Raw genomic sequence first — 24603 nt, forward strand, 5'->3', positions numbered from 1 at the left:
TTCCTCTTCAACAACACCTTCTGGAGCGCCGATCACCACAACGAGATCGACTTCGAGTTCCTCGGCGGTGACACCACGGTCGTCAACATCAACTACTACTACGACGACATGCGGATGGGCGCGGAGAACGGCCCCGTCCAGATCGATCTGGGCTACGACGCGGCCGAAGAGATGCACACCTACGGCTTCGACTGGCAGGAGGATTCGATCGCCTGGTACATCGATGGGGTGAAGGTCTACGAGGTGACGTCCGAGACGTCTTCGGTGCCGATCCCCGACGAGAAGATGAAGATCGTGATGGACGTGTGGTCCGGCACGTTCGACAACTGGCACGGCGTTCTGAGCGACGACCTGAAGGCGGGCAAGACCACCGCGGCCTACTACTCGCGCGTGAGTTACGACGCGAACGGTGCGCCCTACGACGACTCGGGCAAGCCGGTGGGCGGCGAGGACCCCTCCGGCACGCCCGTGCCGGAACCCGAAACGCCGGCACCCGAGACCCCCGTGACCGACGGCGACCCGGCCTTCGACCACGTCGGCACCAACGCCAACGAGTCCCTCTACGGTGACAGCGGCACCGACAGCATCGACGGCGGCCGCGGCGACGACTTCGTCGCCGGACGCGGCGCGGCAGACCTGCTCACAGGCGGGGCGGGAAATGACATCGTGCGGGCCGGGGGTGGAAATGACACGCTGGTCTACGTCGTGGGCCGGAACTACGGGGTGAACGACGTCTACAAGGGTGCCGCGGGCGTCGACACGCTGAAGATTTTCGCGACGGAAGAAGAACTTGCCGACGGCAAACTTGCCGCCGACATCCGAAAGCTGAAAGCGTTTATCGCCGACAATTACGACAGCGACACCAATAAGGGCCCGGCATTCGATTTCGCGAGCAACGGTCTCAGGGTCCGTGGCATCGAGAAGGTGGAACTGGTCAAGATCGGATGCGACGGGTCCGGCGTGGTGACCTGCGACGACGAAACGAACGAAACGGGCGCCCTTCCGTCCTTCGATCGGGTTGGGCATGCTGGGAACGAGACTCTGAAGGGCGGTGGATCTGCCGACAGCATCTACGGTGCGGGCGGTGACGACTACATCCTTGGCCGCGGGTCGGTCGATATTCTCGCAGGCGGCGCCGGCGACGATGTGATCAAAGGTGGGGCGCGGCGCGATGTTCTGATCTACGAGATCGGGAACAACACCGGTGCCGAAGACCGCTACGAAGGGTCGGCAGGCTTCGACCGCCTGAAGATTTACGGCACCGAAGCCGAACTGAAAGATGACGCCTTTCTTGACGATATCGCCGCGCTCGAACAGTTCATGTCGGACAACTACGACACGGGCACCAATGGCGGACCCACGTACGAGTTCGACAGTCTCGGTCTCTCGGTCCGTAGCATCGAGGCAGTGGAGTTGGTGCTGATCGAAGACTGGTCGCTCTGAACCAAGCCTTCTAAAGAAAAGACCCGGGCGCCCGGCCGTGCCGGCGCCCGGTGGCGTTTTCAGGTGCGCGCGCTTGCCGTCAGGTCCGCACGTCCGGCTCAGCCCGGCCAGTCCGCTCCTTGATTCCAGCGATCTCCTCGGCTGCGGCGATGATGTCGGCCAGCGCCTCTTGCGGATCCTTGTGCATCTGGTCGGGATCTTCGCACACATCTTCCAGATAGACCCGCAGCGTTGCCCCGACCGTGCCGGTTCCCGACAGACGGAAAACTGCACGGCCGCCGCCCTCAAAGCTGATGCGAATGCCCTGGCCGGCCGAATGGGAGCCGTCCACCGGGTCGTCGTAGGAGAACTCGTCGGCGGAGGCGACCGTGCGACCCGCGAAACTCTTGCCGGGGAGTGTGTCGAACTGAGCGCGCAGGGCGTTCATCAGGCCCTCCGCAGCGGCCGCGTCCACACCCTCGTAGTCGTGGCGTGAGTAGTAGTTGCGCCCGAATTCCGTCCAGTGGTCATCAAGCATCTGCTGCACTGATTTCCCGGTCTCCGCCAGGATGTTGAGCCACAGCAGCACCGCCCAGAGCCCGTCCTTTTCCCGCACGTGGTCGGAGCCGGTGCCAGCGCTCTCCTCGCCGCAGAGCGTCGCACGCCCTGCATCGAGCAGGTTGCCGAAGAACTTCCAGCCGGTCGGCGTCTCGTAGCAGTCGAGCCCGCGCTTCGCCGCGACGCGGTCCACCGCGCCAGACGTGGGCATGGAGCGTGCCACCCCTTTCAGCCCGCCGGAATACCCCGGCGCGAGATGGGCATTCGCTGCCAGCACCGCCAGGGAATCGGAGGGGGTCACGTAGGCCGCCCGGCCGACGATCATGTTACGGTCGCCATCGCCGTCGGAGGCGGCGCCGAAGTCCGGCGCATCGTCTGAATACATCAGGTCCATCAGGTCCTTGGCCCAGATCGGGTTGGGGTCCGGGTGGCCGCCGCCGAAGTCGGGCGAGGGAACCGCATTGACCACCGAACCGGCGGGCGCGCCGAGACGTTCCTCCAGAATGGCCTTGGCGTAGGGGCCGGTGACGGCGTGCATGGCGTCATACCGGATGCGGAAGCCGCTCTGGAACAACTTCGCGATGGCGTCGAAATCAAAGAGCGAGTCCATCAACGCCGCATAGTCCACCACCGGGTCCACGACTTCGACGACCATGTCGCCAAGCTGCGTTTCGCCCACCTCAGACAGGTCCACATCGTCTGTTACGAGGATGTCGTAGCTGTCGAGCGTTTTGGTTGCCTCGAAGATGCGATTGGTGACCTCTTCCGGAGCTGGGCCGCCGTTGGGCGTGTTGAACTTGACGCCGAAGTCTTCGTCCGGGCCGCCCGGGTTGTGGGAGGCGGACATGATGATGCCGCCGTCTGTCTGCCGCTTACGGATCATGTTGGAGGCGGCCGGCGTCGACATGAGGGCATTCTGACCGACGATGATGCGCGATGCCCCCTGGGCCGCCGCCATCCGCAGGATCACCTGCGCGGCGCGATCGTTAAAATACCGCCCGTCGCCCCCGAGCACGAGGGTCTTGCCCGCGACCCCGCCAATGCCGGTGAAGATGGCCTGCACGAAGTTCTCGAGGTACCGCGGCTCCATGAAGACGCTGGTTTTCTTTCGAAGGCCCGAGGTCCCGGGCTTCTGGCCCTCGATCGGTTGCGTCTCAACGGTGATGCGATCCATGTCGTCCTCCTGTCGGCCGGTCTGTTTCATTATGTATGCGGCACGGGCAATGCTCGGGTGCGACCCGAACGCCGCGGCGGGCACGGGCAGGCGGCGACGCCAGTTGGGATGGCTGTCGATCGTGCCGGGAAGGTTCGCCTGCTCGGTAAGGCCCAGAATATCCTCAATCTGCAACGCCACCAGCCGGCTTCGCACGCTGCCGAGAAGCCGGTGCATGTCGTCGAGATTGGCGGGGTCGGAACCGGTCAGGGCATCGAAGCCACGAACTTCTCCCCGCCGCCAGTCGAGTCCGTTGTGGGCATCTTCGTCGGACAGAATGCCGATCTCGTGCCGCACCTCGATATCTCGTCCCTGCCGCCAGCCCTTCCAGGTTGGAAGGTCATGCGTTCCGAAGGAGGCCAGCGCCGCCTCGGTATACTCATCAGGGCGACGGAAATGCCCGTGATGGTGTTGCTCGAACATCGCCACGCGGCAGCCCAGCATGCCCGACGTGACCAAGGCTTCCTGCAGGCCGTCGGGAATGTTGCCCAGGTCTTCCCCGACCACGGTGGCCCCGGCGCGCGTGGCTTCGATGCGCACAACGGCGAGGAGGGCATCCCGTGGCATGGCGACGTAGGCACCGGGGAGGTCTCCGCCGTCCGGCGCCCAGAAGGCCCGTTCAAACCCGAGAACGTGGTCGATCCGGAGCAGTCCGGCGTAGCGAAGCTGCCTGCGGAGCGTCTCGGCGAAGGGTCGGAAGTGGACCTCGGCCAGCCTGTGCGGATTGAACGGGGCCAGCGCCCAAGTCTGGCCGTCTGGCGAGAAGGCGTCCGGCGGCGCGCCGAGCGAAACGCCGCGGGCGAAGCAATATGGCTCTGACCAGGTTTCGGCCCCGTGCGGATGCGTTCCGACCGCAAGGTCCAGATACAGACCATAGCGCATTCCCTGCGCCTGCGCGGCCGCCGCGACATTGGACAATTGCTTTTCTGCCAGCCATTGCAGCCAGGCGTGAAAACGGACTGCCTCCGGATTCGCCCCCCGGAATTCCGCGACCTCGGGCGCGGTCGGGTCGGTCAGAGCGTCGGGCCACTGGCACCAGTAGGGTCCATGTAGATCGGCAAGCGCCTGATAGGTGGCGAATCGCTGGAGCGACTCGCCCTCTTTCGCCAGCCAGGCGTCGAATTCGGCGTCACCACCATCGGCTTCGAACGCTGCGAAAGCCTCGTCGAGGTTCGCGCGGAGGCTCTTCATCGTGCCGGGGTAGTCGATCAGCGCGCCCTCGCCATCGGTACGTTTCCCGTCGAGCGCGATGTGCATGATGTTGAACCGGCGCCGGTGAGACGGCGAATAGGGGCTGAAATCGTTCGGGTCCGTCGGAAAGCCTGCATGGACAGGGTTCAGGCCCACGAAATCGGCGCCGAAGCTTCCCAGCCCTTCGACCGCACGTTTGAGGTCGGCATAGTCGCCCAGCCCGCCCTCGTCTTCCGTCCGAAGCCCGTACAGAGGCAGCGTCACGCCCCAACCGGGCTCGGGCAGCGGCAGGCACGCCGGCGCCGCGAGCAGAGTTGTTTCCTGGTCGTCCAGCACGATCCTGTGGATCCCGAGGGGGACTGCCGGCAGGTCCAGCGCATCGCCCGACGCGAGAGGAACCTTCGTGCCATCTTCCAACGCCAAAAAACCGTCCGCCACGGGGCGGGACAGGTCATGGCGGGTCTCCCGACCCGGCTCGACGATCAGCCAGCGGGGCAGGGCGCGTGCATCTTCCGCCGCCCGCCATCTCTGTAACGTCTGTTCCGCCTCGGCCTCGTCGACAGCGGGCAGCGCCATCGCGGCCAGAAGGGCGCGCGCGGTGGCTTCTGACGTCTCCACCCGGTTCCCTGTCTGGTCCCAGAAATCGGCATAGATACCCGCCACGTGGGCGAGCTCGCGGGTTGCTGTATCCATCAGAAAGGCTCCAGGACGAATACGGAGACCGACTGCGCCGCGCTCGTGACTTCATTTCTCCGGACCGGCGCGGGGTCCGCATCCGGTTCGGCACTGTTGATCGACCATGTCCACCGCTGGCCCTTCGGGGGCGTCGGCAGCCGGACCTTCATGTCGTCGCCGGCGTTGAACACGATGAATATCGCGGATTCTGTCGCGGCGTAGAGCGGCGTGCCGGAGGCAGTACGCATCTCCACGCAGACGATCTTGAGCGCCGGGTTGACCCAGTCCGGCGTCGCCATCGGCTTGCCGTCCGGGCGCCACCAGAACAGGTCCTCGCGCCCGTCGATGCGGCGTTCGCGCGAGTGAAGGAACACTTTCTGCCGCAGGATTGGATGCCCCAGACGGAAACGGATCAGCTTCGCGGTGAACGCCATAAGGTCCATGTCCGCGGTGTCCCAGTCGATCCAGCTCGTCTCGTTGTCTTGGGCGTAGGCGTTGTTGTTGCCGTTCTGCGTGTTTCCGAGCTCGTCACCGGCCAGAAGCATCGGCGTGCCTTGGGAAAGCATGAGCGTGGCGATCATCGCCCGTTTTCGCAGGTTGCGGGCCGCGACGATGTCCGGATTGTCGGCCGGCCCTTCCCAGCCGAAATTGTCCGAGTAGTTCTCCGAATGGCCGTCGCGGTTATCCTCGCCATTGGCCTCGTTGTGCTTGCCGTTGTAGCTCACCGTGTCGTGCAGGGTGAACCCGTCGTGCGCCGTGATCAGGTTGACCGAGGCCGTCGCGGGCCGACCGGAGTGGTCGAATTCCGTCGCCGAGCCGGTGATGCGCCCCGCCAGATCCGGCGCCCGACCCGGATCGCCCCGCCAGAACCGGCGCACGCCGTCGCGGAACCGGTCGTTCCATTCGTGAAACGGCGGCGGGAAGCCGCCGAGCCGATACCCGCCGGGGCCGACGTCCCAAGGCTCGGCGATGAGCTTGACCTGCGTCAGCACCGGGTCCTGCCGGATCGCGTCGAAGAAGGACGCGCCGGGGTCGAAGCCGTAGTCAGTTCGGCCCAGCGTCGAGCACAGGTCGAACCGGAATCCGTCCACGTGCATGACCTCTACCCAGTAGCGCAGGGAATCCATCACCATGCGCAGGACCATGGGATGGTCGAGGTTCAGCGTGTTGCCGGTGCCGGTATCGTTTATGTAGTAGCGGCGGTCCTGAATCAGGCGGTAGTAGGACCGATTGTCGAGGCCGCGGAAGCTGAGCGTCGGCCCCAGTTCGTTGCCCTCGCAGGTGTGGTTGTAGACCACGTCCAGAATCACTTCGATACCGGCGTGATGGAGCCGGGCTACCATCTGCTGGAACTCGCTGATCTTGCTTTCGCTCAGGTAGCGGGGATCCGGCGCGAAGAAGCCGAGCGTCTGATAGCCCCAGTAATTGTTCAGATTTTTGTCGTGCAGGAACCGGTCGGTGAGAAAGGCCTGGACTGGCAGAAGCTCGATCGCGGTGATCCCGAGCTTGTCGAAATAATCCAGCATCGTGTCGGTGGCGATCCCCAGGAACGTGCCCTCGGGGGCGACCTTGGGGTGTAACTGGGTCAGGCCCTTCACGTGGGCCTCGTAGATCACTGTGTCGGCAATGGGCGTCTGCGGTGGATGATCGTAGCCCCAGGAGAACGTTGGGTCCTCAACGACGCAGCGGGGCATGTAGGGGGCGCTGTCCCGGGTGTCGAAGCTCAGATCGTGAGCGTTCGACCCTATTTCGTAACCCATGAGAGCATCATGCCAGACCGGCATTCCGGTCAGCCGTTTCGCATAGGGGTCCAGCAGCAGCTTGTTGGGGTTGAACCGGTGCCCTTCGTCCGGGCGGTAAGGGCCGTGCGCCCGCAGACCGTAGTACTGACCGGGCCGCAAGCCGGAGACATAGCCGTACCAGACTTCTCCATCGCGTTCCGGCAGGCGCAAACGCTGAAGCTCAGCCTTTCCGTCGGCGCTGAAGAGGCACACCTCCATCGCCGTCGCGTGTTGGGAGAACACGGCGAAGTTGACGCCATCCCCATCAAACGTGGCGCCCAAAGGCGCGGGGCGCCCAGCGGAAATCGCGTACTCGGGATGCCTCACGGGTGTTTTGCCGCCTCCGCGAACAGCGCGGCATAGGCCGCGGCAGATGTATCCCAACCAACTGGGAACTTCATACCGTTGCGCTGCACCTGCTGGAAGGCCTCGCGTGTTTGGTAAAGGTCGCAAAGCCGATCGATCGCGGCCAGGAGGGCCCCTGCGTCTCCGGACGCGAACTGGATGCCGGTTGCGACTCCGGCCGCACGAGTTGCAACGGTCGCGGGGATGACGGTATCGGCCAGCCCCCCGGTGAGCGCCACGACCGGGACGGTGCCATACCGCAGGCCGTAGAGTTGGGTGAGCCCGCAGGGTTCGAACCGGGACGGCACGAGGATCGCATCCCCTCCGGCGATCAGCCGGTGGGACAGGGGCTCGTTGTACCCAAGGCGGACAGCCACGCGGCCGGGATTGGCCTCTGCCGCGGCGATGAACCGTTCCTGGAGCCACGGATCGCCAGAGCCCAGAAGCGCCAGTTGTCCGCCGCGCTCAAGCAGCCGGGGAAGGGCATCCAGCAACAGGTCGAGACCCTTCTGCTCGGTCAGCCGCGAAACGATGACGCACAGCGGCCCCGCCCCCTGGTCCAGTTCCATTTCCTCGACGAGGGCGGCACGGGCCTTGGCCTTGCCAGCGACGTTCTTGTAGCGAACGATGTTCGGGTCGGTTGCCGGATTCCACACATCCAGATCGATGCCGTTCAGGATGCCGGAAAAGTCCTTCCCCTTGAATTGCAGCGCGCCGTCGAACCCCATGCCGAAGTGCGGGGTCTTGAGTTCCTCGGCATAGGTGGGGCTGACGGTGTTGACCTTGTCGGCATAGGCAATCCCGGCCTTCAGCGCTGAAATACGGCCGTAGAACTCGTACCCACCGGCGTTGTACCCCTCCGCCGGAAGGCGCAGCCGCGGAATCATGTCCGCGCCGGCCGATCCGGTGAAGGCGATATTGTGGATCGTCATCACCGAGCCGACGGAATGCGCAGCCCCCATCCGCTGAAGGTAGACCGGGGCGAACCCGCCTTGCCAGTCGTGCGCCTGCAAAACGTCGGGCTTCCAGCCGTGCAGATGCCCCTCGTTACACAGGCGCGCCGCCATCCAACAGAGCGCCGCGAACCGTTCCGTGTTGTCCCACCAGTCGTACCCGTCCGGCGCGGCATAGGGGCCGCCGTCGCGATAGAACAGGTGCGCGGCGTCCAGCACGTAAAGCTCCAGCCCCGCAGCCTCGCCGTAGAGGATCTGGACCGGTCCGCCAAACAAGTCACCGTCTGTCAGGATCTGTCGCGTCGGCCCGAGAGCGGAGAGCACTGCCGGATAGCCGGGGACCAGCGTCCGCATATCCACACCCGCGGGTTTCAATGCCGCCGGCAACGCGCCGGCGACATCTGCAAGCCCGCCGGTCTTGATCAGCGGCGCGACTTCCGACGCAACAGAAAGAACCTTCATTTGAGAGCGGCTTCCCTTCGGTCCAGCATGTTCTGGGTGATGAGCGTGATCCCCTTGTCAGAGACGCGGAACCACTTCGCATCCTCCTCCGGATCCTCACCCACCACGAGTTTCTCCGGGATCACCACGCCCCGGTCGATCACGCAATTCTTCAGGCGCGCGTACCGATTGACGACGACGTAGGGCAGGATGACCGCATGGTCCAACACGGCATAGGAATTGGTCTTGACCATGGTGAACATCAGCGAGTTCCGCACTTCCGTACCGGAGATGATGCAGCCGCCCGAGATCATGGAGGAGATGGCCATCCCGCGGCGATCTTCTTCGTCATGAATGAACTTGGCCGGAGGCACCGATTCCGAATACGTCCAGATCGGCCAGTTGTGGTCCCACAGGTTCAGTTCCGGTGTGAAGTCCGTCAGGTCGATGTTGGCTTTCCAGAAGGCGTCCACTGTTCCGACATCGCGCCAGTAGGCCGGAGCCTCCGGCGTATCCTTCACGCAGCTGTCGGTGAACCGATGCGCCACCGCCTTTCCGTTCTTAACGAGGTCCGGAATGATATCGTGACCGAAGTCGTGGCTGGAATTCGGGTCGTCGTGATCCTTTTGCAGGATCTCGCGCAGGAATTTCCAGCTGAAGACGTAGATCCCCATGGAGGCAAGGGTCACGTTCGGATCGTCCGGCGTGCCCGGCGGGTCGGCGGGCTTTTCGAGGAAATCGGTGATCCGGCTGGTGGCGTCCACCGCCATCACCCCGAACGCACTCGCCTCCTCCCGCGGCACGGTCAGGCAGCCGACGGTGACGTCCGCCCCGCTGTCGACGTGCTGCTGCAGCATCATCTCGTAGTCCATCTTGTAGATGTGGTCGCCCGCCAGCACGAGGATGTAGTCCACATCGTAGCTGTCGATGATGTCGATGTTCTGGCTGACGGCGTCTGCGGTGCCGCGATACCAGTAGTCGTCGATACGTTGCGACGCGGGAAGGATATCGAGGAACTCGTTGCGCTCGGCGCGAAAGAAGTTCCAGCCGCGTTGACAGTGCCGGATCAACGAGTGTGCCTTGTACTGGGTTGCCACGCACATGCGCCGGATGCCGGAATTGAGTGCGTTGGACAGGGCAAAGTCGATGATGCGTGTCTTGCCGCCGAAATAGACGGCCGGCTTGGCGCGGTTGTCGGTGAGTTCCTTGAGGCGGCTGCCCCGGCCACCCGCCAGAACGAACGCCATTGCGCGCGAAGAAAGCCGTGTATGAGGATTCATCATGGTATGCGTTCCCTCCCTTTGGAACGAGTGTTCGTCAGTCCGCGTCGTGCACGAGGATGATGGTGGAAAGCGGCGGCAGCGTCATTGCGGCAGAATAGTCCTGACCATGCCAGTCGACTTCTTCCGCTTCGACACCGCCCTGATTTCCACGCCCGCCGCCGCCATAGATCTCGGCATCGGTGTTCATGGCCTCACGCCACCTGCCGGATTTCGGCAGCCCAACCCTGTAGCCGTTCCGTTCCATTGGCGTGAAATTGCAGACGACCACGGCGGGCGGGTCATCCGGCCCGCCGCGTCGGACCCAGGCATAGACCGAATTGTCCATGTCGTTGCCTTCGAGCCATTCGAAGCCGCCAGGCTCGCAGTCCTTCAGGTAAAGACTTGGCGTGCTGCGGTAGAGCGCGTTGAGGTCCTTCACCAGGCGCTGCACGCCGGCGTGGGTGTGGTATTCGGCGGCTTTCCAGTCGATCTGGTCCTTGTAGTTCCACTCCGACCACTGGGCGATCTCGCAGCCCATGAAGAGCAGCTTCTTGCCCGGATGCCCCCACATGAAGCCGTAATAGGCCCGCAGGTTCGCGAACTTCTCGCCCTCCATGCCCGGCATTTTGGTCAGCATGGAGCCCTTGCCGTGGACGACCTCGTCGTGACTGATCGGCAGGATGAAGTTCTCCGAGAAGGCATAGTGGATGCCGAAGGTCATCTGGTGGTGATGGTGCCTTCGGTGGATGGGGTCGCGTTCGATGTAGTCGAGCGTGTCGTTCATCCAGCCCATGTTCCACTTGAAGCCGAAGCCAAGTCCGCCAGCATCCACCGGCTTGGAGACACCGGGGAAGGAGGTGCTCTCCTCCGCCGCCGTCATGACGCCAGGGCATTCGCCGTAGCAAATGATGTTTGTGCGCTGCAGAAGTTCGATCGCTTCGTAATTCTCGCGCCCGCCCCACTTGTTGGGAATCCACTGACCTTCCTGCCGGCTGTAGTCGCGGTAAAGCATGGAGGCCACGGCATCCACCCGCAGGCCGTCAATGTGATACTCCTCCAGCCAGTAGAGCGCGTTGGAGATCAGGAAGTTGGCAACCTCGGCGCGGCCGTAGTTGTAGATCAGCGTGTTCCAGTCCTGATGGAACCCCTCTCGCGGGTCCGCGTGCTCATAAAGCGCCGTGCCGTCGAATTGCGCCAGCCCATGCACGTCCGTTGGGAAGTGGCCAGGCACCCAGTCGATGATCACCCCAAGCCCGGCCTCGTGTGCGGCATCGACGAGGTCGCGGAACTCGTGGGGCGGTCCGTGGCGTATCGTCGGTGCGAACAGACCGATCGGTTGATAGCCCCAGGAGCCGTCGAACGGATATTCGGAGACCGGCATGAATTCGAGATGGGTAAAGCCCATGTCAGTCGCGTATTGAACGAGTTCTTCCGCCAGCTCCTTGTAGGACAGCGGGCGGTTCCCGTCTTCCGCGACGCGTCTCCAGGAACCGAGGTGCACTTCGTAGACCGAAATCGGCGCGTCGAAGGCGTTGCTGGCGGCACGGGAGGTCATCCATTTGTCGTCGTGCCAGCCATAGCCGGTGATGTCGCGCACCACGCTCGCGGTCTCCGGCGGGTGCTGTGCGCCGAATCCAACCGGGTCGGCCTTTTGCGCCATGAGTTGCCCCTGCGCGCCGATCAGTTCGTATTTGTAGGGCGCGCCTTCGCCCACGCCGGGAATGAAGATCTCCCAGACGCCAGTGGCGCCGCGCAGCCGCATCGGGTTGCGCCGTCCATCCCAGGAGTTGAAATCTGCCACGACCGACACGCGCCGGGCATTCGGCGCCCAGACCGCGAAATGGGTGCCCTGAACCCCTTCGCACTCCATCACATGCGCCCCGAGGACTTTCCAGATCCGCTGGTGGGTGCCCTCGCCGAGGAGGTACTCGTCCATTTCGCCGATCACCGGACCGAAGCGGTACGGGTCCTCCATTAGCCAGTTGTCTCCAGAGGCATTCGTGCCGCGCAGCTTGTAGGGCGCGCGTTCTGGAATGGTGCCACAGAAAACGCCCGCCGCGCCCTCGACGGGCGCAAGCGGATAGCTGTCCTCGCCAAGGACGGCTTCCATCCCGGACGCGCCGGGATCAAATGCCGTGACCCAGACCTGCCCGCCGGATTCGTGCGGACCAAGTATGGCGAAAGGATCGTGCAGCGCGCCTTGGGCGATCTGCTGTGCCGTCTCGTGAGACAGCGGCATCTGCGGGTATGGGGCGGGAGTGTCTGTCATAATTCAAAGCTACTCCATCGTCCCGCAACCGCAAGCGCTCACTCTGCGGCGTCTTCGACCTCCGGTGCAGGCGCGGCGTTCCAGATATCGGCCATGTATCCCCGGATTGTGCGATCGGAACTGAACCAGCCCGACCGCGCGGTGTTGTAGGCCGCCATGCAAGTCCAATTAGGCTTACCGAAGGCGCCGTCCACCTCACGCTGTGCGCGCCAGAAATCGGTAAAGTCGGAGCAGACCATGAAATAGTCGTGGTGGGTGAGATTATCGGCGATTCCGTGATAGCGCCCGGGCTCCTCTGGACTGAACCGGCCGGAGCGGACGGTCTCGATCGCGCGGGCCAGGCGCGAATCCTTCGCGATGGCCTCGGCGGCGTGCCCGCTGTCCTTGCGGCGTTCCATCACTTCCTCGGCCGTCATCCCGAAGAGGAAGAAGTTCTCTGCCTTTACGAGGTCGCGGATCTCCACGTTCGCCCCGTCCAGCGTGCCGATGGTCAGCGCTCCGTTGAGCGCGAACTTCATGTTCCCGGTGCCACTGGCCTCCTTGCCCGCGGTCGAGATCTGCTCGCTCAGGTCGGCGGCGGGTATGAGGCGCTCCGCCAGACTGACGTTGTAGTTCGGCGGGTAGACGACCTTCAAATACCGGCTGGTGAGCGGATCGGAATTCAAGACCTTCGCCACATCGTTCGTCAGGCGCACGATCTCCTTGGCGAAGACATATCCCGGAGCCGCCTTGCCGCCGAAGATCTTGACCCGCGGCACCCATCCGGCATTCGGGTTGTCCCGGATCTCGAGCCAGTGGGCGATGGTCTCCAGCAGGTTCATGTGCTGGCGCTTGTATTCGTGGATGCGCTTGATCTGAACGTCGAAGATCGATTCCGGATCGACGCTGATTTTGAGGTCGTCTGCAAACCACCGCGCGAGATCCACCTTGTTGGCGCGCTTTGCGGCGGCGAAGCGTTCGAGGAACGAGGAGTCCTTGATATGCGGCTCCAGCCGTTCGAGTTGTTCGAGGTTGTCGACCCAGCCCTCGCCGATGGTCTCGGTGATGAGCGAGGACAGGCGCGGGTTGCACGACAGCAGCCAGCGGCGCGGGGTGACCCCGTTGGTCTCGTTGACGATCCGGGTCGGGTGCTGCTCGTGCAGGTCCTTGAAGACCGTCTTCTTCATCAGGTCGGTGTGCAGCGCCGAAACGCCGTTCACCTTGTGGGCCATGATGAAGCTCAATTCGCCCATCTTCACGTGCCCGTCCTCCACGGCCGTCACCTTGCGCGACCCGGTATCCTTCATGTGCAACTCGTTGATGCGGTAGATGAGTTGCAGGTGGCGCGGCAGCAAACGGCCCATCAGCCCCTCGTCCCAGCGTTCCAGCGCTTCGGGAAGCAGGGTGTGGTTGGTGTAGGAGAGCGTGTTCCGGGCGATTCCCACGGCCTCCTCGAAGTCCATGCCGCGCTCGTCGTGCAGCAGCCGCACAAGCTCCGGGCCGGCGATCGCGGGGTGGGTGTCGTTCATCTGGATCGCGGCCTTCTGCGGCAGGCGCTTCAGATCGTTGTACTCGCTTTCGAAGCGGCGAAGGATATCGCGCAGGGAGGCGGCGGTGAAGAAGAACTCCTGCTTCAGCCGCAGTTCCTTGCCCTGCTCGGTGGTGTCGTCGGGATAAAGGACCCGCGACAACGTCCGCGCCAGCGCCTCCGGCTCTGCCGCGGCGGCATAGTCGCCCCGGTTAAAGCGCTGCAGGTCGAAGCCGTGCATCGGGCGCGCTTCCCACAGGCGCAGTGTGTTGCCCCAGCGGCCCTTCCACCCGATCACGGGCGTGTCGTGCCCCATGGCGATGAGCATCTCGGAGGGGTACCAGTTGGCCCGCTTGCCAATTTCCTGCACGTGCCCGCCAAAGCCGATATCAATGGCGACCTCGGGGCGTTCGAATTCCCAAGCGTGGCGCTGGTTCAGCCAGTCCTCCGGCTCCTCGACCTGCCGGCCATCCTCGAACCGCTGGCGGAAGAGGCCGTGTTCGTAGCGGATGCCGTAGCCCATGGCGGGGCAGGCGAGGGTGGACATCGATTCCATGAAGCACGCCGCCAGCCGGCCAAGACCGCCGTTGCCGAGCGCGGCATCCGGTTCGTCCTCCAGGATTTGCTCGTAGTTCAGCCCAAGGTCGTTCATCGCGCCCAACGCGGCGTCTTCCAGCCGCAGGTTGATGATCGCATCCTTGAGAAGGCGGCCGATCAGAAACTCCATCGACAGATAGTAGACCCGCTTGAGCTTGCCGGCATAGCTGCGGCGGGTGGCACCAAACCAGGGGTCGACGATCTGGTCGCGCACCGCGAAGGAGAGCGCCATGCGCCAGTCGTAAATGTGGGCGGTGCTCACATCCTTGCCCAGCGTATAGACCAGGTGATGCAGGATGGCGTTCTTCATCTCTGAGGGAGTCATGGAGCGTCCTCGGCAGTAGGCCGCAAGGGGAGGGCGGCGGCATATATGTTCACATCGGGTTATTTACGAGCCGTTCTGTGCGCGCAAGTGTTTGGGCCGCCGGAGCGGCGATCCCGGAGCCGGCGGGGTGTGGGTGGCACACTGGGCATCCTGTTTGGCTGGCCGGTCCGTCCGCCTGCCGTTTTTTAGGGCGTCCCGCATACTCAGGGGCATTTAGCTGCCCATCTGCAGTGGGTTTGGGCCGCACCGGGCAAGGTGTTCAGATGTTCGTGTCGAACCGGCCATAGGCCCCGAGCGCGAACACCAGAGGGACGCCGGGCGTATGGGTAACCTGCTCCACCAGACCCAGGACGATGGTATGGTCGCCCGCCCCATGGGCGGCAAAGTGGCGGCAATCGAAGCGCGTCAGGCAACGGGACAACTGCGGCACGCCCTCTGGTCCCTCCGACCACTCCACGCCCTGAAAATCCCGTGCGTCGATGGCGAAGCGTTCCGAAAGGTCGGATTGGTCGGCCTCCAGCACATGCACCGAGAACCGATGCGCGGCGACGTAGGGATCGTGGCGGGGCGACGTGATCGCCGGGCACCAGAGCAGCAGCGGCGGGTCCAGCGAAACGCTGGTGAAGCTGTTCGCGGTGAAGCCGAGCGGCCCCTTCTCGTCGCGGCATGTTACGACCGTAACACCGGTGGCAAAGGACCCGAATGCGGTGCGCAGCGCCCGCTCCCGGCCCGCTCCCGGCGTGAAGGTCTCCGTCATGCTGCGCTCCTCTCGGCCCGTCTTGCCGTTCACGGCACTTCGTGGCCGAGTGCGGCGGTGTAGAGCGTGAACCATGTCTGGCGGTCCATGTCGACCTTGAACGCATCGGAAATCCGGCCGATCCGCTCTGGCGTATTGGTCCCCACGACCGGAAGGATGCAGGCCGGATGGGCCAGCAGCCAGGCCACCGCGACGGCAGAGGCTTCGACGCCATGGCGGTTCGCCACCTCGTGCAGGGCCTCATTCAGCGTGTTGAAGCCTGAAGACAAAAGCGTCCCGCCGGCGAGTGGCGACCACGCCATCGGGGCGACGTCCATTTCCTGCAGAAAGGCGAGATCGCCGTTGGTCATCGGCTCGTGGGCAAGCAGGCTGATCTCGATCTGGTTTGTTGCGAGGCGAGCATCCATCGCGCTTTGCAGAAGCCGCCAGTCGTGCGGCTTGAAGTTCGACACGCCAACCGCCCGAACCTTGCCGGACGCGACGGCCTCGTCCAGCGCCCGGCCTGTGTCGTAGTGGTCCATCAGCGGATCGGGACGGTGCAGTAGCAGCAGGTCGATCCGCTCCAGCGCCATATTGCGAAGGGACGAGTCGATGGAGGCGGCGATATGCGCGGGCCGGGTGTCGTAGTATTTCACCCTTCGGTCGGCGTATCTGCCGACCGGCGCAACGATGTCGCATTTCGTGACGATCTCCATCTGCGGGCGCAGATGCGGCGCGGCTTTGAGCGCGGCCCCCAATATCTCTTCGCCGAGGTAGTCGCCATAAATGTCCGCCTGGTCGAAACTGGTGATTCCCTGCTCCAGACAGGCCTCGATCTTAGCTTGTATCCGCGCGGGGGATCTGTCCGGATCGTCTGCAAGGCGTGACATCCCGTACACGATCCGGCTCAGCTCCAGTCCTACGGTCAATTCCACCCGTTCCATGGCCGCTCCTTGGTGCGTTGGCACCCGTATCCATCTCGCGGCAGACCAACACGAAGGCACCGCCGCCTACAAGGGGCGGTTGGTGCGGATTTTGCGGGTGTGCTGGTCCTCGACCGATGCGTTGCCCCTCCTGGCCGGTTCATCCCGGGGTGTGGCGCGGAGGACGGGCGTGGTCGGGCGATTGTAACTCCGCCAAGAGCGCACACCCCACTCGCGCCGCTTCGCGCCCCGATTGCGCGTGCAGGGGCCGGTGCGCTGTGATTGACTGCGCGCCAAACGATACGGCAGTTGCGGAGGCAAGGTGATGAACGGTGCGGAATGCTTGGTTAAAACCCTTCTGGCGGGTGGGGTGGACGTCTGTTTCGCCAACCCCGGAACGTCGGAGATGCACTTCGTCGCCGCGCTGGATTCCCATCCGCAGATGCGCTGCATCCTCGGGCTGTTCGAGGGAGGCGTCACCGGGGCGGCGGACGGCTATTGGCGGATGACCGGACAGCCGGCGGCAACGCTGCTGCACCTCGCGCCGGGGTTCGGCAACGGATACGCAAATGTCCATAACGCGCGGAAGGGCTTCGGCGGGATGGTCAACGTGGTGGGCGAGCACGCGGACTACCACCTGAAGTACGACGCGCCGCTGAAGGGCGATATCGAAGGTGTCGCGCGCGGTGTGTCCGACTGGCTTCGCGTCTCGAGCGATGCGCGTGCGGTTGCCGGGGACGGGGCCGATGCCGTCCGCGCGGCCCGGTCCGCCAACGGCCAGATTGCGACCCTCGTGCTGCCGGCGAACACTGCATGGGACGCCGCCGAAGCTCCCGCCGATCCCCTGCCGCCGGTCCGCCTGCACCGTCCCCGCCCGGACCAGATCCGCGCCGCTGCCGATGCGTTGCGCGCGGAGGGCGCCGCGCTCTTCGTCGGCGGGGCGGCGCTTCACGGCGACTTGGCGGTTCTTGCGGGCAAGATTGCCGCCCGAACGGGCTGCCGACTGATGGCCGACCTTTTCGTTCCGCGCCTTCAGCGGGGCGCGGGCGCGGTCGCCATCGAGTGCATGTATTACGCCGTGCTCGAGAATGCGGAGATCCTGAAGGACGTCCGCCATATGGTGCTCGTCGGCGCTGGGGAACCCGTGGCCTTTTTCGCCTACCCCGACAAGCCGTCCACGCCGACACCGCCCTCCTGCCATCTGCTCGATCTCTGCGGGCCGCGTATGGACATCGCCTGGACGCTTCAGGCGCTGGCAGAGGAGACGGACGCGTTGGACAGCACGCCGGCGGTGTTGGCCCTGGACCTGCCTGCCCTTCCGTCGGGAACCATCACTGCGCAAAAAGTTGGTGCCGCACTGGCGGCGCTCCTGCCGGAGAACGCGATCGTGGTGAACGAAAGCGTCACCGCGGGGCAGCCACTGTCGGACGCGACGCGTACCGCGCGCCGCCACGATTGGCTGAACAACCCCGGCGGGGCGATCGGGGCGGCGCTGCCGCTGGCGGTCGGGGCCGCCGTGGCCTGCCCGGATCGCCGGGTCATCGCCGCCACCGGCGACGGTTCGGCCATGTACACGCTCCAGTCCTTATGGACGATGGCGCGGGAGCGGCTCGACGTGACCGTGATCGTCTTCGCGAATCGCGGATACCAGATCCTGCGCGGTGAACTGGCGAACGTTGGCGTCCACTCGGTGGGCCGCAACGCCGAACGGATGTTCAATGTCGAAGACCCGCAGCTCGACTGGGTCGCGCTTGCCGCCGGGCATGGCGTGGCCGCGGAACGGGCGCACGACATGGACAGCTTTGTTGCGGCTTTCTCCGGTGCCGTTGAGCGGCCCGGTCCTTTCCTGATCGAGGTCTGCCTCCCCAGCAGCGCGCCAGGGTTCGCTTAACTCGCGTTCGGTTCAGCCTCGCCCTGCGGTCCTTATTGCGGGCGGCGTTGGGTCGGGCAGTGCCAACCCGATTGGCGGACCCGTCGATCATGGCAGTGCGGTCATATCACTCTGCGACGTCGGGTGGCGGCCAGGTCAGGCACGCCACTGCGGAGTGTCTTCGCGAAGGCATGGGAATGCACGGGTTACCGATGTCACCACAGCGCAGGGGCCGGTATTGCGTGCCGCTGTATCGCGGGCGCTGGCTTCTGCGGGTTTGCGGGGAACGGTCGCCCTCAACCTCCGAGGGTGCGGTTCGGGCGCTTACGTCTCCGAACCGGTATCGATCAGCCAACCGCCGGGGCCGGCAACGGTGTCCGGCAGGATGGCGACGAGAAACTCATGGATGACGCAACAAAGAAGGAAGCTCATGATCAACTCTCCCACCGTCAACTGCGACAACCACTCCATGGCCTCCTCCTTCACTATGTAACCATGGATAAATTCGCAGCCCAATGAGGCACCGACGTGGCCACAGAGAGTCGTTCCGCGGGTTTTACCGGGGTTCCGTCGGGGCAACTTTCGCCACTGTCGCGGAGTTGGTGGGCACCCCACGCCCGGACCGAACCCGGCGTGGTGACAGGCGGGCTTGGATGATCTTTCGCGCGGGTATACCCAAGGGCTGTTGATAAAGGCAGTGCAGGTCCGAGCAAATGCTTCTTGCCCATCGGAACACGGAAGGTGGTCTGCGCCGGTTCGAGCCACCCGAAGGCGGCGTCACCGACGCCGTTTGGATCGACCTGCTCGACCCCCAGCCGGAGGAGGTCGCCCAAGTCGAGGCGTTGGGGATCGCGGTGCCCCGCCTCGCGGATATGGAGGAGATCCAGATTTCCAGCCGGCTCTACCGCGAGGGCAATGCGGACTACATCACAGTCGTTCTGCCCGGCGTCTCGCCGGAGGGCCGGCGCCTGTCGCGGCCTGTCTGCTTTATCCTTTCCCCGGAGCGGCTCGTAACCGTGCGATACCACGCACCCGAGCCATTCGACCGTTACGCCGCCAGCGCCGCTCGTGACAGCGAGGGACCGCAGACGCCCAGCCGGGTAGCGATGGGGTTGGTCGAGGGGATCGTCGGTCAGCTTGCGGATACGTTGGAGGATATCGGGAGCAAGCTCGATGCCACCTCCTTGGAGGTGTTCGAGGTGGGAAAGCAGCACAGGTCGGAGATGCTGCAGCAGTCATTGGTCTCCACCGGGTACCTTGGCGAGCGCATCGGACGAGTGCGATTGTCCCTGCTGACGCTGGAGCGGGCGCTCAACTACATCGACGAATTTCCCATCGAGAAGGAAACCAGTCGCGAGGCGAAACGACTCGCGCGCGGACAGTCGCGGGATATCGCGGCGCTCGAGGTCCACGCCGATTTCCTCTCACAGCGCGTCTCCTTCGTCACCGATGCCACGCTGGGCCTGATCGATTTGGAACAGAACAAGGCGGTTTCCGTTTTGTCCGCGCTGGTGGCCCTTTTCGCGCCCGCCACGCTGATCGCGTCAATCTATGGGATGAACTTTCGCTGGATGCCCGGTCTGCACAGCGATTGGGGCGTGATCGGCGCGGTCGCGCTGATGATTGTCTCGGCCGCGGCGGGATACCTTTACTTCAAGCGGCGCGGCTGGTTGTGATCGGCGCTAGGAATGGGACGGCGAACATGAAGGACCGGACAGGAGGCACGGCAACGGGCTGCGCGCGCGAACGCGTGTCGAGGGCGGCGTAGCATGGCGGGGCGATTGTTCGCCGTCGTCGGACCGACCGGCGCGGGTAAGCATACTTTGATGGCCGAGGCGCAGAAGCGGCGCCCGGACCTGCATCTCGTGCGCCGGGTCATCACGCGCCCGGAGGAGGCGGGCGGCGAGCCATTCGAGGGGGTGAGCCAGCAGGAGTTTGCGCGCCGAAAGGCGGCCGGGGATTTCGCGCTCGACTGGGAGACGAACGGCGTGCACTACGGAATTCCCACCAGCATCGACCGCGCCATCTCGGAAGGGCGGGACGTTCTGTTCAACGGCTCCCGCGGGGTACTCGGTCAGGCTTGGGAGGAGTTTCCCGGCCTGACGGTGATTCTCGTCACGGCGTCCGTGCCCGTGCTCGCAGACCGGCTGGCCGCGCTTGGGCAGGAAAGCCGGGCGGACATTGCCCGAAGGCTGGCGCGGGCGGATTACGAAATCCCCTATGGCCCGCCGATCGTGGTGGTGGAAAACGACGGCGCGTTGGATCAGGCGGTGACGGCTTTCCTGTCGGTTCTTCAGCCGCTCAGCGTGTAGCGGTGCAGATTGTGGAACCGCCCGTCCTGACCCTCGCCGAACAAGCAGATATCGCGAATCCTGACAGGACTCGGCAGGATCGGGTCGAGCACCGGGCGCAGCCGTGCAGCGACGGCGTCGCCCTCGCCATCCGGCAGCTTTCCCGTCAACGTCATGTGGAACCGGAACTCCTCCATGACGTAGGGATAGCCCCACTTTTGCAGCAGGACCTCCTGATTGCGGGTCAAGCCCACCTTCCGGCGTTGTTCCAGTTCGGCTTCTCCTGGCGCGGCACGAAAGCCGTCCAGCGCTTCGACGACGCGAGCCGCCAGCAGGGCAAGCGGCGTGGTGTCGCCCTCGGGCACCAGCGCCAGGAAGCCGTCCAGCCGGTCCAGCTTGAGACCATCCAGCAGAACCGGCTCCAGCGCGGAGGCCAGTGCCAAGGTCGCGTTGTGCAACTCGGCGACGTCGAATCCCGGCTTCAGCCGGAACGGCGGCTTCAAGGTCGCGTGGAGGCCATACTTATGCGGCGTCTTCGTGATCTCGGCGGTGGGCATCGGCAGGCCCGGCAGGTCCGGATGCGCAACCTTGCGGCCTCCGCGCGGGTCCCAACCGAGCCATGCGGCGCCGAAATCAGCCAGCGGCCCCGGTGGCGGGGCATAGAAAATCGCGTAACGCGTGAAACCGTCCATTACGAGCCTCCTGCATCGACGCGCGTAGCACAGTGCGGCGCAGCCTGCGAGAGCGGAGCGAACTGGAACACCCCATGACGCCAACAATTCTCGCCAATGCGCAGCTTGTTCTGCCCGATGAAACGTTCCGAGGCAGCCTGAAGATCGAAGACGGCCGGATCGCCGACATCGCCCCCGGTACGAGCGTGCCCGCCGACGCTGTGGACTGTGCTGGCGACCTGGTGATGCCGGGGCTGATCGAGCTTCATACCGACAATCTGGAACGGCACATCCGCCCCCGTCCGAAGGTCGACTGGCCCCACGCCGCCGCCATCATCGCCCATGATGGCGAACTGGCCAGCGTTGGCATCACGACGGTCTTTGACGCGATGCGGGTGGGATCGGTGCCGCGAGCGAGCAACGATTACCCCGAATATGCCCGCCAACTTGCGAGCGAGCTGTTGCAGCTCCGCGCCGAGGGGGCGCTGCGGATCAGCCACTATCTGCACCTCCGCGCCGAGATCTGTTCTGCCACGCTGGTGCCGGAGATGGCGTCTTTCGGGCCGGAAGACAGGGTGAGGATCGTGAGCCTGATGGACCATACACCCGGCCAGCGGCAGTTCCGCGACATGGAGAAGCTGAAGCAGTACGTTCAGGGAAAGTATGAGATGACGGATGCGGGGTTCGAGGACCACGTATCTGAGATGCGTGCGCTCCGGGATCGACATGGGGAGCAGCATGAACGGGCGGCGGTGGCGGAGGCACGCCGCTACGGCGCCGTTCTTGCCAGCCACGACGACACAGACGCGGCTCATGTGGAAACCTCCGCCGGGTATGGCGTGCGGCTCGCCGAGTTTCCGACCACGCGGCAGGCCGCCGAAGCCTGCCGGGCGCAGGGAATCTCGGTGATGATGGGGGCGCCAAATCTGGTCCGTGGCGGGAGCCATTCCGGTAACGTGGCCGCATTGGACCTGGCCCAGGCCGACGTTCTCGACATCGTCAGTTCGGATTACGTCCCCTCTGCGCTGCTGTCGGCCGCGCTGATGCTGGGGGATCTGTGGGGGGATCTTCCGCGCGGCGTGCGAACTGTCACGCGAGCGCCCGCTGACGCTGTGGACATGCCGGACCGTGGACGGCTGCAGATCGGCGCCCGGGCCGATGTGATCCGTGTACACAGAGTGGCAGGCGCCGGCGCGGTGCGCGGCGCCTGGGTTGCCGGGCGGCGGGTGGCCTGAGGCGCGACGGCTCCGCGCCGCCGCACGTTTCAGAGGCCGAAGCCGATGTCGGTTCGCGAGCTCGCGTTTAGAACCGCCATGCAGTCCGGCGCTTCGCCCTCGGCAGCGCTGCACTCGGACACGCTGTTGACCAGCAGCCGCGAGATACCCTCGCAAGGCTGGTCGGCAAGATCGAACTGGACGACCTTGGTCCTGCCGTTGGTCAGCGCCCCGAATTCGAGGATGAGCAGCCGCGAAACGATGTCTTCGGCATCGAAAACAGCCACTTCGAAGGAAATCGCCGACAGGTCCGTGCCCGTCCCGTTGCGGGCCACGTAGGTCATGCGGCAGCCGTTCTCCGCCTCCCGCGCGTTGTTCAGCTCAAGCCCGAAACCGCCGTCCTGGGCAAATGCCGCAGAGGAGCCCAGGGTTGTCACGGTCGCCACGGCCATGGCGGTGAGGAATTTCGGCATCATCGGTTCGCCCCTCTCAAAGTCCCACAAAAAAACGTCCGTGGACAATGTGCTAGCACGACCCCGCCGCGTGGCAAAGCCCCGAGCGTAACGTCATGAAGCAGAGCCGCCTTCCACGGCTGTCAGAGGGGCACTTCGAATGCGCGAAGTACCGGGGAAAAATGCGGCAAGTCAGTGCTTGCTGCGTGAGCAAACGCCATGCGGCGGTGCGGCATATTTGCAATGCAGGTGCAAAATGGGCGAAATTGGCTAACTGATATGCCAGGGGAGGTTTCGTTTGGCGGGGCACTTGGGCCATAGCCTGCTGTAATGTAGAGGCAACGGCAGACTGCGCTCAGGTCGGTCCGCCGTGGTAGTTCGGGGACTGGGATGAAAGACCTTCACATGAAAACCATAACCAATACACCCTGGGACCAGCTGGAAATCGGAATGGAGGCAGAGGTACGCCGGATCTGCCGCGCCGATGACTTCTATGTGTTTGCCAATATCAGCGGCAACATGAACCCCAAGCATTTCCCCCGCTTCAAGAACGTCGAAGGGGCGCTGAAGGAGCCGGTGGCACCGGCGATGTGGGTGTCGACCCTCATCGCGTCGGCGCTCGGGCGCAAGCTTCCCGGACCGGGCATGCTTTACAAGTCGCAGTCGCTGAACTTCTTCGAGCGGGCGTTCGCGGGCGACGAGATCATCGTTCGGGTGAAACTGATCGAGAAGAAGCCGGATTATGTCGCCGTCTTCGAGTGCAAGGTCGATACCGCCGACGGGAAAAAGCTGGTGGAGGGCGTGGCCGAGGTCTTTGCTCCGACCGAGCCGATGGACTACGTCATCGACGATCTGCCCGGCCTGATCGTGCAGCGCCATGCGATCTTCGACAAGCTCCTGAAAGAGGCCGAACCCCTGCCGCCATTGAAGACGGCCGTTGTCGCGCCAGAGACGGAAGACGCGCTGCTCGGCCCGCTCCTGGGGTATGACCATACCCTGATCGATCCGATTCTTATCGGGGACGAAAGGAAGATTCGCGAAGCTGCCGAAAAGGTCGGGCGCGACCTGAGCGGCTTCGAGATCATCGACGAGCCCTCTCACCGTCTCGCGGCCGATATCGGAACGCGTCTGGTGAACGAAGGGCAGGCGGCAGCGCTCATGAAGGGGAACCTGCATACCGACGTCCTGCTCGGGGCGGTGGTCAAACGCGATGGTGGGCTGCGTGTCGGGCGCCGGCTCAGCCACGTGTTCGTGATGGACGTGCCGGGACTCAATCACCTGCTGCTCATTTCGGACGGTGCCATCAACATCGCGCCGGACCTGGAGACCAAGGTCGACATCACGCAGAACGCCATCGACTTGGCCCATACCCTCGGTATCCGGGAACCCAAGGTGGGCATCCTGTCGGCGGTGGAGACGGTGACACCCAAGATCCCGTCAACGTTGGAAGCGGCGGCGCTGTCCAAGATGGCGGAGCGCGGTCAGATCAAGGGCGCGCTGGTCGACGGGCCTTTGGCGATGGATAACGCGATCGACCTCGGGGCCGCGCGCACCAAGGGAATCCGCTCGATGGTGGCGGGCCAGGCAGAGATCCTGATCGCACCGAACCTCGAGTCGGCAAACATGCTGGCGAAAGAGTTGACCTTCATCGCCCATGCCGAGGCCGGCGGTCTCGTGATCGGCGCGAAATGCCCGGTCATTCTCACCAGCCGGGCTGACGACGACAAGGCGCGACTGGTGTCCTGCGCGGTGGCCGCACTTTATGCGCATCGCAAGAAACCGATGTGAGTCGCCCGCCCGTCCCGCAGCGGTCCCAAGCTTCCGGTCAGCGCCACGATCTGTCGCGGCCCGGATGCTTTGACCCGGGCGGGAAGGGCGCAGATAACCGGTCCGATTGACTACGCCTC

Annotated in this window: 17 protein-coding genes and 1 pseudogene; 6 read left to right on the top strand and 12 right to left on the bottom strand. The window is 64.5% G+C overall.

Going from position 1 to position 24603, the window contains the following annotated elements:
• A partial coding sequence (locus BM075_RS18710) for a family 16 glycosylhydrolase (protein WP_143089911.1) occupies nt 1–1443 on the top strand: 1443 nt, incomplete at its 5' end.
• A 79-nt stretch (nt 1444–1522) separates the two neighbouring features.
• Here the strand turns inward: BM075_RS18710 and BM075_RS24660 are convergent.
• From BM075_RS24660 to BM075_RS18750, 9 genes and pseudogenes are all read right to left on the bottom strand, one after another.
• Entirely contained in the window at nt 1523–3154 is a 1632-nt protein-coding gene (locus BM075_RS24660; RefSeq protein ID WP_218152880.1) for an alpha-D-glucose phosphate-specific phosphoglucomutase, read from the bottom strand.
• A 90-nt stretch (nt 3155–3244) separates the two neighbouring features.
• A pseudogene (gene malQ, locus BM075_RS24665) lies at nt 3245–5077 on the bottom strand (4-alpha-glucanotransferase); the annotation flags it as partial.
• The gene (glgX, locus tag BM075_RS18720; RefSeq protein ID WP_093362231.1) at nt 5077–7167 is read right to left on the bottom strand and encodes a glycogen debranching protein GlgX; all 2091 of its coding nucleotides are present in this window, start codon (nt 7165–7167) and stop codon (nt 5077–5079) included. The gene glgX and the pseudogene malQ, both read right to left, overlap by 1 nt.
• Nucleotides 7164–8600 (bottom strand): glycogen synthase GlgA, encoded by a 1437-nt coding sequence (glgA, locus tag BM075_RS18725; RefSeq protein ID WP_093362232.1) that lies wholly within the window; start codon nt 8598–8600, stop codon nt 7164–7166. The genes glgX and glgA overlap by 4 nt, the downstream gene beginning before the upstream one ends.
• Nucleotides 8597–9862 carry a glucose-1-phosphate adenylyltransferase gene (gene glgC, locus BM075_RS18730; RefSeq protein ID WP_245758908.1) on the bottom strand — a complete coding sequence of 422 codons (1266 nt, stop codon included), beginning with the start codon at nt 9860–9862 and terminating at the stop codon, nt 8597–8599. The genes glgA and glgC overlap by 4 nt, the downstream gene beginning before the upstream one ends.
• A gap of 34 nt (nt 9863–9896) precedes the next feature.
• Nucleotides 9897–12110 (bottom strand): 1,4-alpha-glucan branching protein GlgB, encoded by a 2214-nt coding sequence (glgB, locus tag BM075_RS18735; RefSeq protein WP_425445204.1) that lies wholly within the window; start codon nt 12108–12110, stop codon nt 9897–9899.
• 38 nt (nt 12111–12148) lie between these two features.
• Nucleotides 12149–14539, bottom strand: coding sequence for a glycogen/starch/alpha-glucan phosphorylase (locus BM075_RS18740; RefSeq protein WP_093362234.1), 2391 nt, complete (start codon nt 14537–14539; stop codon nt 12149–12151).
• Between the two features lie 259 nt (nt 14540–14798).
• Nucleotides 14799–15296, bottom strand: a complete 498-nt coding sequence (locus BM075_RS18745) for a flavin reductase family protein (protein ID WP_093362337.1) — start codon at nt 15294–15296, stop codon at nt 14799–14801.
• A gap of 29 nt (nt 15297–15325) precedes the next feature.
• Nucleotides 15326–16219 (bottom strand): aldo/keto reductase, encoded by an 894-nt coding sequence (locus tag BM075_RS18750; RefSeq protein ID WP_093362235.1) that lies wholly within the window; start codon nt 16217–16219, stop codon nt 15326–15328.
• A 304-nt stretch (nt 16220–16523) separates the two neighbouring features.
• Here BM075_RS18750 and BM075_RS18755 point away from each other — a divergent pair, with 304 nt between their 5' ends.
• A complete protein-coding gene (locus BM075_RS18755; protein ID WP_093362236.1) occupies nt 16524–18089 on the top strand; it encodes an acetolactate synthase large subunit in 1566 nt (521 codons plus the stop codon).
• A gap of 303 nt (nt 18090–18392) precedes the next feature.
• Here BM075_RS18755 and BM075_RS24500 read toward each other — a convergent pair whose 3' ends face one another.
• Nucleotides 18393–18539, bottom strand: a complete 147-nt coding sequence (locus BM075_RS24500; protein ID WP_177208415.1) for a hypothetical protein — start codon at nt 18537–18539, stop codon at nt 18393–18395.
• A gap of 242 nt (nt 18540–18781) precedes the next feature.
• Here BM075_RS24500 and BM075_RS18760 point away from each other — a divergent pair, with 242 nt between their 5' ends.
• Together BM075_RS18760 and phnN are read left to right on the top strand one after the other, a co-directional pair.
• Complete coding sequence (locus BM075_RS18760; RefSeq protein ID WP_093362237.1) at nt 18782–19744, top strand: CorA family divalent cation transporter; 963 nt, start codon at nt 18782–18784, stop codon at nt 19742–19744.
• Between the two features lie 93 nt (nt 19745–19837).
• Entirely contained in the window at nt 19838–20380 is a 543-nt protein-coding gene (gene phnN, locus BM075_RS18765) for a phosphonate metabolism protein/1,5-bisphosphokinase (PRPP-forming) PhnN (RefSeq protein WP_093362238.1), read from the top strand.
• On the opposite strand, the gene BM075_RS18770 is transcribed toward phnN, so the two are convergent.
• Nucleotides 20362–21051, bottom strand: coding sequence for a DUF1045 domain-containing protein (locus BM075_RS18770; RefSeq protein WP_093362239.1), 690 nt, complete (start codon nt 21049–21051; stop codon nt 20362–20364). The genes phnN and BM075_RS18770 overlap by 19 nt on opposite strands.
• A 74-nt stretch (nt 21052–21125) precedes the next feature.
• Here BM075_RS18770 and BM075_RS18775 point away from each other — a divergent pair, with 74 nt between their 5' ends.
• Nucleotides 21126–22265 (top strand): alpha-D-ribose 1-methylphosphonate 5-triphosphate diphosphatase, encoded by a 1140-nt coding sequence (locus BM075_RS18775; protein ID WP_093362240.1) that lies wholly within the window; start codon nt 21126–21128, stop codon nt 22263–22265.
• Nucleotides 22266–22294: 29 nt separating this feature from the next.
• On the opposite strand, the gene BM075_RS18780 is transcribed toward BM075_RS18775, so the two are convergent.
• A complete protein-coding gene (locus BM075_RS18780) occupies nt 22295–22720 on the bottom strand; it encodes a hypothetical protein (RefSeq protein ID WP_245758909.1) in 426 nt (141 codons plus the stop codon).
• 381 nt (nt 22721–23101) lie between these two features.
• On the opposite strand from BM075_RS18780, the gene BM075_RS18785 reads away from it, so the two are divergent.
• On the top strand, nt 23102–24484 hold the full coding sequence (locus BM075_RS18785) for a bifunctional enoyl-CoA hydratase/phosphate acetyltransferase (RefSeq protein WP_093362241.1): 1383 nt from the start codon (nt 23102–23104) through the stop codon (nt 24482–24484).
• The last annotated feature ends 119 nt before the right edge of the window (nt 24485–24603 follow it).

The organism is Tropicimonas isoalkanivorans (assembly GCF_900112335.1).
Taxonomy (GTDB): Bacteria; Pseudomonadota; Alphaproteobacteria; order Rhodobacterales; family Rhodobacteraceae; genus Tropicimonas; species Tropicimonas isoalkanivorans.